Origin of the sequence: Bacillus thuringiensis, assembly GCF_022095615.2 — a bacterium.
GTDB classification, from domain to species: Bacteria; Bacillota; Bacilli; order Bacillales; family Bacillaceae_G; genus Bacillus_A; species Bacillus_A cereus_AG.
On record NZ_CP155559.1, the window covers coordinates 3,263,946 to 3,279,577 of the forward strand.

Consider the following 15,632-nt stretch of genomic DNA (forward strand, 5'->3'; position numbering starts at 1 on the left):
TATAAATTCATCACTAAGCTAAAAACCGATTTCCTTAGCGTACAGGAAATTGGTTTTTTCTTTGCTAGAAGTTGCTTAGCGTATAATTTCCGCGTTTTGTCGGCAGGACCCCTTATATGGAATCTTGTATAATGTCGTACTGAATTTAAGTATGCCTAAATGGACTGCACATATGGTAGCTACGATACTTTCCCTTGGTAGTGCCTATCAAGCTTTTGTAAATTTCATTTAATTTTTTTGTATAACACGCAACAAAAAGGTCGCCACTCACGGCGACCTTTTTACTATTTCACTTCTACCGTATAATTCCCTGTTCCCCCGCCATACTGATACACATGTAAATAATACTTTCCTGGATACGTATAATAACTTCCTACTAACTTATTTCCTTCTTGCTGGGCATACGTAACATAATTATTTAAATCTGCTTCTGAATAAAGAACCCAGTTTACTCCGATATTATTTTCCTTCGTTACATTAATTTGTAAGTTTTTCGCCGTTTCTATATTAATTTCAAAGTAATCACTCGTATCACCATTTCCTAAACTTGCGCGTAAAATTTGATTCAATTGCAGTTTATTCGCTGTCTGGAATGAGTTATTCGGCTCTTTTTCTACACTGTTATCTTCTTTCTTTTGAACAGTTACATTCGTTGTAACCGTATTCGTTAATCCTTTGTCATCTGTTACTGTTAATTTTGCCGTATATGTTCCTTCTTTTGTGTATACATGGGTCGGATTTTGTTCATTACTTACAGTACCGTCACCAAACTCCCATTTATAAGAAACAATTTTCCCATCTTCATCTTTTGATCCATCGCTTTTAAACGAAATTGCTGCATTTACATTTCCGCTATATGGACCATTTATAACCGCAACTGGTGCTTTATTCACAGCACCTTCTTCTGTATTAATACCGTGGAATACAACGTCATATTCAAATTGTCCCGATGCATTCACACGGTAATTTACGAAGTAAGCTGTTACTGTTTTATAGCCTGACCATTCTTTTGCACTTAAACGTTTTAACGTATCATTAACATTTTGTGTAATTGTTTTCCAGTCTTCATACTCTCCTTTTGCAGCAGTTCCTGTATACGTTCCTTGCAGTGTAAATGTATTAAAAAACTGTGATTTATTTTTCTTTACTGATACATTACTTAATTTTGCTTCTGCTGTAATTTCTGCCGCAATATCTGAAACTGGCTTTGGTGCGTGAGTTGCTAAATAATCATCTGACACTAATGGAACATTATATTTCTCACGGTTATCTACTAACATTTGCATATAATCTTGATACTCTTTATTTAAATTCGCATCTTTACTTAATACAGAGCGGTATGCATCATATGCTGTTACATCATTTTTTCTAATAAGATCATGAATTTTGTCAAACATATCATATCTCTTATTGTACATGTACGATTGTAAAGCGAAGGAATAATTATAGAAATCCCACGTTCCATACTTTGCATTTAACGTTCGCTCTGCCGTATAACGCTCTGCTGGATTTGAAGATAATCCTCCTATAATACTCTTTCTCGGTACAACATTATCTGTTCTCGTTGCCCCTGCAAAAAACTCCGCATTCCCTTCTTCAAACCAAGATAATCTCTCATTCTCATACATCTTACCTTGTCCCCAAAGTCCTGGTACTTCATATCTACCTTGCAAGTAATGCGTGAATTCATGTCGGAACAATTCTTCTAAACTATAAATACTTTCTTCTGGCGTACGCTCATAAGTAAAGAACGTACCTGTTCCTTCTATATAAAGACCACCGTTATTCGTTTCATATCCGTATAATTGACGATTAAATTGATACTCAGCTGGACTATTATAAATAACCATCGTTAATACATCATCAGGATTTCCTTTTTCTAAAGGTTGATCACTTTCAACCGTACGATGGAATTGTGCCTTCACTTCTTTTGCCGCCCAATATAGACGCTTTACTTTTTCTTCTGTCACTTTATCTCCAGCTTTTAAAACAATTGCACCATCATCAAACGTATACGTTTTCGGTAAATACTTTTTCTTCCCATCTTCTCGTATTTGATCTAAATTAACAACATTTCCATTTGCATCTTTCCCGCCATAATTCGTCGAGATTTGCTCAGCCGCTACGAAATATTGCTCTCCTAAATACGGATACATTTTCATCGCGTCTGTTACAACTTGTAGCCCTTTCGTTCCTGTACTATGGAACGTACCAAGTCTACCTGTATAATAAATACCATTATTAATTAACCAACCATTCTTCACCGTCACCGTTCCAATTAAGGCAAAACGACTTAATTCATTAATATAGCTATCAATTTTTTGGTACCATACTGTATCTTTCGGTGCTTTTCTTGTATCGTACAAATACGATTGAATATCGTAATCCACACCTTGCATAATATCGTAAATCGCATTTCCAGCTGATAGATTGTCTACCAATGTAGAAAAATTATCGTTATATTGTTTAAAAATCTTTGCAGCTGATGTTATCGTTTCCACATCACTCGAAGCATTTCCTATTAACTTTCCGTATGATGATACAACTCTATTTTGTTCTAATGTACCGAGCCTGAAATTCGGATTGCTTGCGATTGTTTTCAATGCAGGTAAGCATTTATCGTGATAGCTCCGTTCATTTAGTTTGCTTAATTCTGTATTATAAAACCCTAAATAGAAACCAGATCGCAATACTTCTACTAAAGTCTCAATCCCTTTGGAATCATCTTTCGTATAAGCTTGTCCTTGCTGCTTCAATTTATCAATAATTGCCTGCATCCTACTATCATTTTGATAGAATGCAAGACTATCCTTATTAAACTGAAATAGACCCGTAATTTGCTCCCAATTGATTGTTACGAGTAAATCTACTAACTGCTGATTGCTCAATTGATTTAATTCAGCAATTGTATAAGTTTTCGCTGCAGCTAATTGCTTACTTTCCTTCTTCACTTCAGGCGGTCTTTGCGACAAATCAGCAAATTGTAGCCTTTTCTCAAAAGACTTATTTTCAAGTACTTTTGATGAGTGAGCTAATTCTTGCACTGGTAGTTGTACACCAACTGGCTCCATTTTGAGCACATTCCGATAAGAAACTTGCTCTCCCTTTGTACTTTCTGCCAATGTGCTCCCTTGGAAACTCCCTAACATTAAACTAGCAAAACTTACCCCTACTAACACTTTTTTTGAATAGCCTTTCATACTCTCCCCTACCTTACATTTTTTAGTGTCCCGCACCATTATTTTACTATTCTTACTTTTTATTCTGTATTGAGAAAAAATAAGAGAACGTTCACATACGTATCCATGTCTTGTAAAATTAACACTTGACTTTCCGTGCATTTTATATCAAAAAAAGATAGATAATAGCGAAATTCCTGCTGCATCTATCCTCATTTTCAACGCTATGATTTTAACTTTATAAACGTAACTTCCGGTAATGTTTGCATATGCTGAATAAACTCATTCTTTTCTTCTGACGATATATTTTTCAGCTGCATCCCTACCTTATAAACTATTTCTGCTTCTTGCTGTAAAGCTTCCACTTCATATGAAAGTATTGGGATGCCTTTCACTTGTAGTGTTTTTAATATTTGTTGTACCGCCTCATGTTTATTTATATACATTTGTACTGTTATATTTTGCGGAAATAAAAATTGCACTTTAAAAATACGACTTACAATCTCTAAACCAATTAAAACGAGAATCGTCGCTCCAATTCCTACTACATACATGCCAGCCCCAATTGCTAATCCAAGTCCTGCAGTGGCCCATAAACCAGCAGCTGTCGTTAATCCTTTCACCGCCTGCTTTTGAATAATAATTGTCCCTGCACCTAAAAAGCCTACTCCACTAACAACTTGCGCTGCAATACGGCTCGGATCAAGAGCCATATGTTCTTCATTCATAATATCTGAAAAGGCATATTTCGAAACGACCATTATTAAAGCACTTCCTACCGCTACTAGGAAATGTGTTTTTAATCCCGCTTCTTTTGATCGAATTTCCCTTTCAATACCAATTATTGCTCCTAACAAACCCGCAACACCAATCCGTATAATCAAATCAAAGTTCACACTCACGAGCCCTTCCCCCTTTCGTTCATTATAGATAGATAAAACAAAAATTATCACACACATCCGTTTATCGATATAAAAGCATTTCATTAAAATACACTTAATTTCCTAAGTGATTTATGTTAATATTTTTAATATTAACATAAATTGAATTCAACTTACTTTTTATACGAAAAACCATAAACTGTACTTTCCATTTAAAAACGAGATATGGATTGCATAAAATGAGGTTGAGAAAGTTTAGAAAACGCTTTCATTTCGTATCGTATTTTTTTTAAAATACTACATAAATAAAGGGGATTACCAACAATGAACGTCTCTTTACTAATACCTACTATCGATTTACAAGAAGAATACTTAGATTTTTATAAAGAATGGAAAGATAGCGGTGAAACGATGATTCCATGGGTTATCTCAAAAGATCCTTCTAATTTCACGGCAATGATTCAAGAACTTCACGATGCGCATAACGGAGTAAACCTTCCTGAATCTTGGGTACCAGACTCTACATATTGGCTCGCTACAGATGAAAATAAAATTGTAGGCGCTGTTAATATACGTCATAGTTTAACCGAACATTTATTTAACGCTGGAGGCCATATCGGTTATGGCATTCGTCCTTCTGAAAGAAGAAAAGGTTATGCTACGAAGTTATTAAAATTATCGCTAGAAAAAACGAAGGAATTAAACATCGAGAAAGTACTTGTCGTTTGCGACGAAGTGAATACAGCTTCAGAAAAAACAATTTTACATAACGGTGGACTTCGTGACGATGATTTCACTGAGGAAAATGGAAATGTAGTAAGAAGGTTTTGGATTGAGCTATGAACAAGTCATCCAATGAAAATAATCTTATTATAGAGAAGTATAGTAGAAGTAATGAGCTAAAAGTAAAACAACTTATTGATTTATACAACGAAGAATCTTATGTATTTAACTTATTACAAGATAATAAAACAAAATGTGCGTATGTTGCCTACTATAAAAAAGATGTAGTAGGCACCTTTTTCACTTGGAACAATAACTTCCATCCATACTGCACATACTTTCGAATATATACGAATCCTTTCTATTCAGGGCTACACATTGAACCATTTTTATTAAACGAGATTCAAAAGCGAGAAAACTTCAAACTACCATTACAAACCTCTATATGGGAAACATCAGCTCAATTAAAAGCCTATTATGAAGAAGATAATTTCATGGAAATCCGAAGAACATATATGCCAATATTAGACGTACGAAAAATAGTTTCTATCGCTATAGTCCCTAATTCAAATTATCATTTACAAACTTTATCAAACATCGTATCCAATAATAATTTACTAGAAAAACTAGCCTACTTAGTAAAAGAAAATTACGAGCAAACCCACTTAGCAAATCCCGTTTCCTCATTCCCGCTACAAACTTGGAAAGAAATGATCTTGGCTGATGATATGTTACTAGATGGAAGCTTTCTAATTATAGATGAAGAGAACGAAATTATTGGGTACTCTTTCCTCCATACATCAGAAAAAGATAATACGTTAGAACTAGGATGGTGCGGGACCCACACTATGGACAATTTATCCTTATTGAAACTACTCGTTTTCGAACAAGCTATGTATGCAAATAAACACGGCTATTCTTTCATTCAAGGTGAATTCGATTCAACGAGTATATATGCAATGGAACTATTAAAATCCTTTCCCTTCAATCCCTGTCCTACTTGGATTACATACAAAAAGAAGCTAGAAAGTGATTAAACACTTTCTAGCTTCTTTTATACTGCGCTTCTATTTCAAATTGGACTGTAATACCACTAGGATCTACTACTGTAAATCCATTTGAAATTTCATTTATTTTATGTTGTTTTTCTACTAATCTTTCTTTTACTTCATCTAACGCTTCTTTGTGCGGTAATACAATCGTATATACCTTAAGTCCAGTTGCATGAATCGGTGGATGCGGATTATTTACTCCGTTCCACGTGTTTGCACCGATATGGTGATGGTAACCGCCGGCTGAAATGAATAGGCAATCCTCTTCACGCTGTTGCACTTCAAAACCGACTGTTTCTACATAAAACTCGTTTGACTCCTCTACATCAGCTATTCGTAAATGTACGTGCCCAACGATAGTATTAGTAGGTAATCCATCAAATTCATAATCAACGAGCGTTGCTAATTCTTTTAAATCAAGCGGCGTACTTCCTCCTGGTCCTTCTCCCCATTGATCGCGCGGACGGTCTGCATAAATTTCAATACCATTCCCCTCTAAATCTTGTAAATAAAACGCTTCGCTATATGTATGATCACTTGCACTATTAAACCTTGAAATTGGTAAAATTTCATTTGAATATGTATAACGTCCCTCTTGCTCAGCTGGGCTATCAATTACATTCTTATTACGAATCACCCCAAATAATGCCGAAGCAAAGGCTTCACGAGTCGGAACTAAAAAGGCTACATGATATATACCAGTCGTACGTGGCTCTTGCAACACCCCGTCCTCTAACTTTTCAAGAACAAGTAACGTATTCTTTCCACCTTTTCCTGATAAATATGCTTTATTCTCCTCTTGCTTAATTACTTCTAGGCCTACTACATTCTCATAAAAAGCGATTTGGCGCTCTAAATCTTGCACTTTAAATTCAACATGACCAATACGTGTTTCTGGATGAATTTGTACCATGAATAACTCCATCTCCTTATCCTGATATTTTCCTATTTCATATAACCGTTACTATGAAGGATACAACTAAAATCACCCCATGTAAATAAGAAAAGTCAGAATTTATACACATTTTTATTTTCATAATAAAAAAGCCACCTCTTCTAACTTTCAGAAAAGGTGACTTTATAACTCTTATTTCATTTTATGTACTTCAGCAACTAACTTTCCGCCCTGAATGCCCATATAAAGTTTCACAGGTGCATCATTCGTGTTTTCAAACACTAAGTCTAAGTATGGATAAGCAATCGTAGCATCTCTTCCTTGTGGAACATAGCCTACTGTTTTAGAATGTGTAGTTCTCTCTACCATTTTCAAACCAGCTTGATCTGCTGCATTGTATAATGTTGATGATGTTTGACAAACACCACCGCCATATCCATCTACTAATTTACCATCTACAATTTCTTTTCCTAGTTGATATCCTTTATCTGGCGTTGTATCACCAATTAATGCATTGAAAGAGAAACTGTCTCCTTTTGCTAATACAACTCCATTTATGCTCGCTGCTGACAAACGAATATTCTCAATACGACCACCTGTTGAGCCACCTAAATTCGTTTCATATCTACCAATTACCGTGCCACTTCCTTGTGCATCATTTAATGTTGCGGTAGGTTTTTTCTCAACAATAGGTAATTGATATGAAGAATCCCACATACCAACGTTTAATAATTTATTTACTAACTCTTTTTCCATTAATTCAAAAGAAGGCTTTCCTTCTTGCCAACTTCCGTCAGATGCTAAACGTGAAGGAACCATCTTTTTGTCAACATTTTTACCAACTTCCTTAGCAACCTTCTCTACCGATTTTTTAAATTTTGCTTCATCTTCAAAATAGCCTAGACTCGATAAATCTAACTTTTTCACTTCCGTACCAGTTCGACCATCAACTAAACTAATAGAATCCTGTACTTCTGCTTTAGCCTCTACCGTGTGGCCACCAATATCACTTACTAATGCAACATCACTTACTTTTGTGCCACAACCACTCACTACAGCTACACATAACACCCCAACTAATATACCCTTTACTTTACGGAACAATATACTCTCCCCTTTTTCCCAATATTACTTTTATGTATTATTTCATTTTTATGTATGTTTTGTTACAATCATTTTACAATATATTTATAAATTGTTACAAGTTATTTTTTACTCTATATAAATTACTCTTTTCTTTTCCAAATGTCTATACATATTTACATAAAAGTTTGAGTTTGATAGAATTGTAACCTTTATGTAACCCCATTACATTATCCAGTATATACCATAAAACGAACGAAATACAAATGTAAAAACTCCATATTCTTATTTACAAAGAAACATCCTATGAACATAAATAGGTATTTGCCGTGCCACCGCTCCGCTTTTGCACATACATTATGGTGAATTTAACCTATTTTAAAGAAATGGAGGATGTTTTATGTACCCCTACAATCCATACGATCCATATAACCAAAATGCTTATCAGCCTGAATATGATTTACAAGCACAATACCAACAATATATAGATCCAGTAGAACAAGTTAATCCATATGATCAAAATCGACAATTCCAACTTCCAATCTCTTTTCCTGGTACTGGAAACCGTCAACTAGAAAGACGAGTAAATGAACTTGAGCAAAGAGTACGTCAATTAGAAAACACAGTTGAGCGTCATACACGTAGATTAAACCGCTTAAACCAACGTTTACGTACAGTAGAAAACAGACTGAACATTCCATTTTCAGCATTAGAAGACGGATTTTAATTTCGAAAATAAAAAAATATATAAGGAAGGGGACTCCCCCTTCCTTATATAAATTGACGAAAGTTTTTTCCATCTCTATACTGATAAGAGTTAATGAAATGAAACAAGGTGATAAATATGGATTTTGAAATAAATTATCTTTCCTTTTATGTTGTACAGGTAGAAGGAAAAGGCGAAGCTGTTGATAAACGCTACAAACATTTTCAAACATTAGACGCTGAAGAGTACGAAGATAGCTCCTTAAAAGAATTTTTGAATGGTGAATTATTAAAAATTTCAAAGCGAAAAGTAGAACGCCATGCGAAAACAGAACAAGCTCCGACAAAGATCGGTCGCTTCATTGTAGAAGAAGGACACGAACTTGATTCAAACCCTCATTACAACCTATTTAATCGCATTCGCTTTGCAGAAACTAAGGAAAACTTCAAAGATATGAGCGAACCTCTCGTTTATACATATCTTGACACAAGTGCTGTACGCGGTGGTGTATTTTTAATTGCGCAAGCAAAACTACGCAAATACTTTGATGATCCATTCGTTTTCGTTATGAAATGTGACTTTGAACCGAAAGTCGCTTCAATTTCAGATGAATCCACACTAATTCGTAACGTTGAAATGGCCATCACAACAAAAAACATGAAATCTATCCAATATCCGTACATGCCTGAAGAAGGTATGGTCGAAGTGGGAGAGCTAAAAATTCACCAAGCATCACACGCCCGTTACTTTGAAGACTTCTTAAAATTCGTCGAGTACGAACGCTCTATGCCTGAAATTATGAAAACGCAAGTAATGGACATGGTATATGATCAAATTGAAGATGTATTTGAAGAAGGTACGGAAGAACGCGAACAATTCGACCAAGCAATGGAAGTATGGGCTGCCAGTCCGAAACGCGAAATTATGGAACAATTCTCAACCGAAGAAGTAATGGAAGCTACCGCTCAAATCGTCGAGCACGCTCCTGAAGTAGAATTAAAGCTAAAAGCGGATCATATCTCTGTGAAGGCCCTGCTTGCTGATTTCGGGGATCAAATACATATCGCAAAGGTAAATGACCGATACGTATTAATGATTGAGGCTGATACACTTACGTTCGAGAAAGGCTTCTCTCCAATTGAGTTTCTAAAGCCGGATGAGTTGCAAGATGTGATTGAGCGGATTGAGAATAAGCAGCAGTATTCTTATGATCCGAACGGGATTGAATAAATCCTTCCATATAACTATTTTTACTGAGCGCTTTTAATAAGCGCTCTTTTATTTGGTACATAGTTGACATTTATATAAAAAACCGATTCTACTAAGAATCGGTTTTTCTACTTTATAACAAAATATACTTATGTTTAAAAATCATTTTTGATCCAAGATGACATTTGTTGCAGAATCAAGTACATCCCTACCTTGCTATACAAGCGTATTTCCATTAGAGATATCTGCCTCAATGTTTCTAGTTGACCAAGTCCTTCTATAAGTTTTTAATATTTTTCCTTTTAGTCACTATGCATGTTGTTAAAGTGAAAATTTCACTTTACTACCTCAAATTTATTGTACTCGTAAAAAGATAATTGAAAACGATATTCTGGATGCTCTCTCACCCAATCATAGGCTTCTTCTAAAATATCCATGATATTTTTCGCTTCATTAAGTTCACTACATTCGTTCTTTTTCTGTTTGCACAGAGGACAGAATCCATTCACTATTTTGGCACTCGTTGCCCTAATAGTTTTACTTTCTAAGTCAACTACTAGACGAAGAAGAAGAGAATGCTCTTCTTTTGTAGTCACCATCATTTCAGCAATCCCATCCTCATTCCAAAAGACTCCGTTTAATTCCATCTGTACGGTGACATCTTTGATATCCAAATCTATCACTATCGCACCCCCTGTATAAAATTCTTATCTTACTCTCCGATTTTAATCTTTAATAAACCACGATTTAAAGATATATTAAACGTTTTCCAATTTTTCTTCTTTGCTATAAGAGGAGGTATAATAGAAGCAAAAACTGTTACAATGCTAAAGATTGCTTCTATTTAACTCTACCCTCTTTCATTTCTATGGGCTCTTATTCTATTAATATATTTGAAAATCCTTACCACACCTTAATTTTCAATGCAATTTTAATGGCCCAATCACAACAAATCAATTCCTATTTAATATGAATACTTTATTTATCGATCAATACAATGACGTAACATTTATGTAGATAGAAGTAGAGGAGAATGTCATTTAACCTCTGCATTCTCCTCCATCTCAGCCAAATACCTAATCTGCCTTTCCGCTTTTCTCACCGCCGTACGAAAATGCTTTTTCAGAAGTTCTACTGTAGCTTCACTAATATAATATCTTTCCGTTATACTTTCCCACGTATCACTACTTTCAAATGTACTCCAAACGAAAGGACGCTCTATATTTTTTCTCATTTCTTTAAATACCCATTTTCGCATCTTTTTTTTCGCTTTTTCTGTTAGTTTTCCGTTCTCTACAAGTTCAAGCTCACCGTGTCTTTTATACCGTTTATGAATATCTCTCTCGCTATATACTTTAAGAAGGATTTTGGCTGTATTCTCAGCATCCGCTAAAGCTCGGTGCTGCTTCCCTTCCCACGTTAAACCGAGCTGTTCTACTGCAAATTGTAAACTTGGTGTATGTTCAAATAATTCTTCATACGCTTGGAAAACAAACTTCTGCAAATCAAATTTGCTCTCTTTTTCCATACAGGGGCATTCTACACCGTGTAACGTACAATCATGAGATAGAAAACGATAATCTTCTCTTCCCCATGAAACAAATATAGAGTCTTCTCCGATAAATCGAATAAATTTCTCTATAACTTGAGGGAATTTCTCCACACCAATTAAATCTTTCTTTGTAATTCCCGTTAATTTTGTCGTATGACGAGTGAGTCGCGCACTCGGCTTTACTAACTCCGAAAATTCTCCAATTACCTTCATTGTACTTGCTTCTATTTTTACAGCTCCGATATCAACTATCTCTGACGGATCTTCTGATTTATACGGCCTGAAATTTCTCTCTATATCGAACACAATAAAATGTGTAGCGTTTTCCAATTTATTTACCTCTTTCTACATTCCTTTTCACACACATACTCTATTTTCAGTATTTATTTATTCATACACTTTATGCATGTAATAATTCGTCTAAGAAACAAAAATTCAATCTCATTATTATATGTACATAGAAGGTTATTCAATAAAAATGCAAAAAAAAAGAAGGGCAAGCCCTTCTTTTTTCCGTAATTACTTCTTGTTAACGTTAGTAGCTTGAGGTCCACGGTTACCTTGTTCTACTTCGAAAGTAACTTCTTGACCTTCTTCTAAAGTTTTGAAGCCGTCGCCTTGGATAGCTGAGAAATGAACGAATACGTCTTCTCCGCCTTCAACTTCGATGAAACCGAAACCTTTTTCTGAGTTAAACCATTTTACTTTACCGTTTTGCATGAAAAAAATCCTCCTACAATGTACCTATATGTACATATTCATTTTCAACCACTTTACAATAATACTTCAGACATTAAAAAACTGCAACCCCAGAGGAGATTTAACATTGCTATCCTCCTCGGAAGTTACAGCTCATTTAAATCTCTATATTATTAAAAGTAAAATGGTTTAGATATAATATATCATATCACTATAATAAAAGCAAAGTTTTTTTTGCTAAATAACTTTTTTCTTCCACTGCATCGCTTTTGATTCACCTGATCCAGCTACAACATAGCCCTCTTTTTGGTTAACAATGCGCCAGCCATGCCCTTTAACTGAGTCACATACTGTAACAATTCCTTCTTCTAGAAGTACACGACAAACCGCACTAATCCCCGCCTTATTTTGCGTTGACGTTGTATATAGCACATGTTGATCTACACTTAAGGCTAAATAGCTACTTGCTTTCTGCTCACTTTGACATGTGTGCCAATATATTTTTTCACTCTCAATACTTTCATCTATTTTACAAAAAGAAATATTCCCGCTAATCCCCTTGCACGATCCACTGGCTGCTACTATATAAGAATTGTGTAAAGTCGACGCTGAGATCATCTGATTCATCACGATTTTAATCCTCTTTAATTTACGTGTTTCCAAATTAAAGAGCCAAACACCACCATATTTAGCATGTATTTTCGTACCGATAAATAAGTAATGTTTATATAAAAATAACGATCGAATAGATGGCGCCTCTTCACCATATTCAAGAAATGGATGAATGCTTTCCCATGTCGAACCGAAATCATTCGAATGATACAACGTTTTATCTCCATGAGCAATGACAGTTCCTTGTACATTACTACACACATTCCAACTCGTTGCTTTTGTTGGAAAACGCTGCACCGTCCAGTTCTCTCCACCATTCATACTACGAATAAAAATCCCTTCGTCCCCTACACCATACACTACATTATCTTCGCTATGTAAATCCCTAATTCGTTTTTGAAAACCATTTAAAATTTGTTTCCATTCTCCGTCTTGTTCAATAAATAAGCCATTATATGTAGTAGCTAACATAAGTTTTCCATCTCTTAACTTTGTGATAGCGGTCGCACTTAGCATTGTCTCCACGTTGACACTCCCATTCTTAGAACTTCTCAGCAAATGCAATTGCAAAATTACTGCATTTTTCAACATCCTCTTTATCTTCTGGAGCTAATTCAATTTTCAACCCTTCTTGTACAAGCTCTGCACCGCGTTCTACAAGTTTCTCTTCAAATATCGTTACCGCTTCACAAAACAGTTCATACGCCGTATCTCCTGATCCGAATACCGCTACTTTTTTCCCTGATAAATCTATATTATCTAAGTCATCATGGAAATCTTCCGCTTCAAATGGTAATTCACCATCGCCCCACGTATAAGATCCTAAAATAATTCCATCATAGACTAACAATTCTTCTGCATCCATGCCTTCCATTTCTTGTAATACTACTTCATGATTAAAAGCATCCAAACTAACTTTAATTAAATCAGCAATACTCTCTGTATTTCCTGACATACTTGCATAAGCTATTAAAATTTTCGCCACTTCGGCATCCCCCTCTTACAATAAATGATTCTCATTCTCATTATATTAATAATGAGAATCAATTTCAATTGATTTTTTCCTACTTTTTTTACATTTCACATCTGACGAATCTTATTTCATTTTAAATAGCTACATTCATATTCAACTATTGCCAAATCTACTTTCAAACATTATTGTATTATCATCATTTCACATTTCTTATTTCAAATAAGAAATATGTGTATATCTTACTCAATCATTAATCAATTTTTTCACTTTACAGAAAGAGGAGTCCTTGTCATGAAAAAGTATTTTATTAGATTTTTAAAAATATCCTCTCTTTTAACGATATTATTACTAACCGGAGGCGCCATTACTTTGTTCGGGACTTCATACGGTCATAACTTACGTGTCATTGCAGCAGAAAGTATTTTAACTTCTCAGCATCCACAATATGCAAAATTCACGTTTTTGTCTGATAAAGAATTAAATGATATTTCTCAATCCATTACAAATCCAATATGGAAAAATAGCGATTTCGTTGCTTCTAAGTTTTCAAAAAAAGAATTAGAAAGACGAAAAGATTTACCGCTAAATGTTTCAATTGAAACAATAAAGAAAAAATATAATGACCATTTTTTCGAGGGGAAATTAATGACCATTAGTAATCCGTTAAACGTAAAGCTTGTTACTCAACAAGGGTCAGAAGGGAAAGATGTTGGGGAAAAAATATATGTCATGGCAAAGCGGAATCATGCACTCGCCGCAGTAAATGCTAGCGGCTTTTCGGATGAAACAGGACATGGTGGTGGTAAAACTGGTATCGGCATTGTTATTGAAAACGGAAAGGTTATAAACACACCAAAAGATAGTAACACCCCTACCCTTATTAGTGGACTTACAAAATACGGACAAATGGTGTCAGGAGATTTTTCTGCTAATCAACTGTTAAATAAAAATGTCGTTTCCGCTGCTGGTTTTATGCCTCAGCTAATTGTAAATGGTGAAAAAATGATAAAAAATGACGGTGGATGGGGCTATGGTCCTCGAAGTATTATGGCACAGAAAAAAGATGGATCTATTATGTTTTTCATTATTGACGGAAGACAATCTCATAGTATCGGAGCCTCTTTAAGAGACTGCCAAGATATTCTTTATGAAAAAGGTGCTGTAAATGCGATGGCAATGGACGGCGGTTCATCAGCAACATTATACGCAATGGGAGATATTTTAAATGTCCCTTCCACCTTATCGCATAAATCACGCTATTTACCAAACGCATGGGTAGTAACTGCAAATCCTAAGCAACAAGTTCACGTAACAATAGACGGTAATCCTGCTAGCTCTCAAAAAATTTCTGAAATAACGAAGACTACTGCTGTAGCTATGAACAAATAGAAAAAGCACAGATGACTATACAATCATCTGTGCTTTTTTATTACTTTTTAAAAATACCAAACGGCTTCCCAACTGGTAAAACAACTTTTCCGAAGTGTGTATTTAACACTGCTGCTGCTGAACCATAGAAAGATAATAATGAAATAAGAAGTTCAGAATATGCTGCTAAATTATGCATTGCATGCGGCATAACACCTAAAGTACTTAATGAAAGACCGATAAATAAGAAATCAATAAGGACGAAAATCATAAATAATACTTTATGTGTTTCCATTGCACCAATTGTCATAAAGATTGTGAAAATCAAATATCCGATAAAGGCTACACCAAGCTGTTTTGAATCTGCAGCTTGTGCTAATTTTTCGCCAAATACTCCAAGTTGAATTAACCAAGTCATTCCAACACCTAACCAAAATAGGCCGTATGCACCGAATGCTGTTGTACCGAACGTATTGTTATGCTTTGCATCGTGAATGCACGCAAAGATTTGTGCGAATCCTCCTAAAAAGATTGCCCATGGTAATACAAGTGAAACGCCATCTGTTAAGCCTAACTTTTGAGATGATGCTACAAGTGTTACCATCGCTAATCCAAATAGGCCAATTCCAGATGGATCTGCAGTTGTCATTTTCACATGATGTGTAGTAGATTGATTGCTCATATAAACCTCCTGATTATA

General features: G+C 35.1%; 15 protein-coding genes. 5 read left to right on the forward strand and 10 right to left on the reverse strand.

From position 1 onward, the window contains the following. Window positions 1–284: 284 nt before the first annotated feature. Window positions 285–3,200 carry a collagenase ColA gene (gene colA, locus KZZ19_RS16995; protein WP_237980700.1) on the reverse strand — a complete coding sequence of 972 codons (2,916 nt, stop codon included), beginning with the start codon at window positions 3,198–3,200 and terminating at the stop codon, window positions 285–287. Window positions 3,201–3,403: 203 nt separating this feature from the next. Then, on the reverse strand, window positions 3,404–4,081 hold the full coding sequence (locus tag KZZ19_RS17000) for an MgtC/SapB family protein (RefSeq protein ID WP_237980698.1): 678 nt from the start codon (window positions 4,079–4,081) through the stop codon (window positions 3,404–3,406). Between the two features lie 303 nt (window positions 4,082–4,384). Here KZZ19_RS17000 and KZZ19_RS17005 point away from each other — a divergent pair, with 303 nt between their 5' ends. Together KZZ19_RS17005 and KZZ19_RS17010 are read left to right on the forward strand one after the other, a co-directional pair. After that, entirely contained in the window at window positions 4,385–4,903 is a 519-nt protein-coding gene (locus KZZ19_RS17005) for a GNAT family N-acetyltransferase (RefSeq protein ID WP_237980697.1), read from the forward strand. Beyond that, the gene (locus KZZ19_RS17010; protein ID WP_237980695.1) at window positions 4,900–5,820 is read left to right on the forward strand and encodes a GNAT family acetyltransferase; all 921 of its coding nucleotides are present in this window, start codon (window positions 4,900–4,902) and stop codon (window positions 5,818–5,820) included. Before KZZ19_RS17005 ends, KZZ19_RS17010 begins: the two co-directional genes overlap by 4 nt. Window positions 5,821–5,827: 7 nt before the next feature. Here KZZ19_RS17010 and KZZ19_RS17015 read toward each other — a convergent pair whose 3' ends face one another. Together KZZ19_RS17015 and KZZ19_RS17020 are read right to left on the reverse strand one after the other, a co-directional pair. Next, window positions 5,828–6,748 (reverse strand): VOC family protein, encoded by a 921-nt coding sequence (locus KZZ19_RS17015; protein ID WP_237980693.1) that lies wholly within the window; start codon window positions 6,746–6,748, stop codon window positions 5,828–5,830. Between the two features lie 174 nt (window positions 6,749–6,922). Further along, the gene (locus KZZ19_RS17020; RefSeq protein WP_098342891.1) at window positions 6,923–7,834 is read right to left on the reverse strand and encodes a VanW family protein; all 912 of its coding nucleotides are present in this window, start codon (window positions 7,832–7,834) and stop codon (window positions 6,923–6,925) included. A gap of 379 nt (window positions 7,835–8,213) precedes the next feature. On the opposite strand from KZZ19_RS17020, the gene KZZ19_RS17025 reads away from it, so the two are divergent. Both KZZ19_RS17025 and KZZ19_RS17030 read left to right on the forward strand, forming a co-directional pair. Continuing rightward, entirely contained in the window at window positions 8,214–8,540 is a 327-nt protein-coding gene (locus KZZ19_RS17025; protein ID WP_088097240.1) for a hypothetical protein, read from the forward strand. A 117-nt stretch (window positions 8,541–8,657) separates the two neighbouring features. After that, window positions 8,658–9,749 carry a DUF3900 domain-containing protein gene (locus tag KZZ19_RS17030; RefSeq protein ID WP_000345047.1) on the forward strand — a complete coding sequence of 364 codons (1,092 nt, stop codon included), beginning with the start codon at window positions 8,658–8,660 and terminating at the stop codon, window positions 9,747–9,749. A 314-nt stretch (window positions 9,750–10,063) separates the two neighbouring features. On the opposite strand, the gene KZZ19_RS17035 is transcribed toward KZZ19_RS17030, so the two are convergent. The 5 genes from KZZ19_RS17035 to KZZ19_RS17055 form a co-directional block, all read right to left on the reverse strand. Further along, a complete protein-coding gene (locus KZZ19_RS17035) occupies window positions 10,064–10,411 on the reverse strand; it encodes a hypothetical protein (RefSeq protein WP_140392518.1) in 348 nt (115 codons plus the stop codon). Between the two features lie 353 nt (window positions 10,412–10,764). Then, window positions 10,765–11,610 (reverse strand): exonuclease, encoded by an 846-nt coding sequence (locus KZZ19_RS17040; RefSeq protein WP_237980691.1) that lies wholly within the window; start codon window positions 11,608–11,610, stop codon window positions 10,765–10,767. Window positions 11,611–11,799: 189 nt separating this feature from the next. Beyond that, on the reverse strand, window positions 11,800–12,000 hold the full coding sequence (gene cspB, locus KZZ19_RS17045) for a cold shock-like protein CspB (RefSeq protein ID WP_001179148.1): 201 nt from the start codon (window positions 11,998–12,000) through the stop codon (window positions 11,800–11,802). Between the two features lie 216 nt (window positions 12,001–12,216). After that, window positions 12,217–13,116 carry a WD40/YVTN/BNR-like repeat-containing protein gene (locus KZZ19_RS17050; protein WP_237980689.1) on the reverse strand — a complete coding sequence of 300 codons (900 nt, stop codon included), beginning with the start codon at window positions 13,114–13,116 and terminating at the stop codon, window positions 12,217–12,219. A gap of 16 nt (window positions 13,117–13,132) precedes the next feature. Then, window positions 13,133–13,576: a flavodoxin gene (locus KZZ19_RS17055; RefSeq protein ID WP_237980687.1), complete on the reverse strand. Its 444-nt coding sequence runs from the start codon at window positions 13,574–13,576 to the stop codon at window positions 13,133–13,135. A gap of 279 nt (window positions 13,577–13,855) precedes the next feature. Between KZZ19_RS17055 and KZZ19_RS17060 the strand changes: the two genes are divergently transcribed. Then, window positions 13,856–14,953 (forward strand): phosphodiester glycosidase family protein, encoded by a 1,098-nt coding sequence (locus KZZ19_RS17060; protein ID WP_237980685.1) that lies wholly within the window; start codon window positions 13,856–13,858, stop codon window positions 14,951–14,953. Between the two features lie 40 nt (window positions 14,954–14,993). Here the strand turns inward: KZZ19_RS17060 and KZZ19_RS17065 are convergent, their stop codons facing one another. After that, window positions 14,994–15,614, reverse strand: coding sequence for an acetate uptake transporter (locus tag KZZ19_RS17065; protein ID WP_088097245.1), 621 nt, complete (start codon window positions 15,612–15,614; stop codon window positions 14,994–14,996). Between the last annotated feature and the right edge of the window lie 18 nt (window positions 15,615–15,632).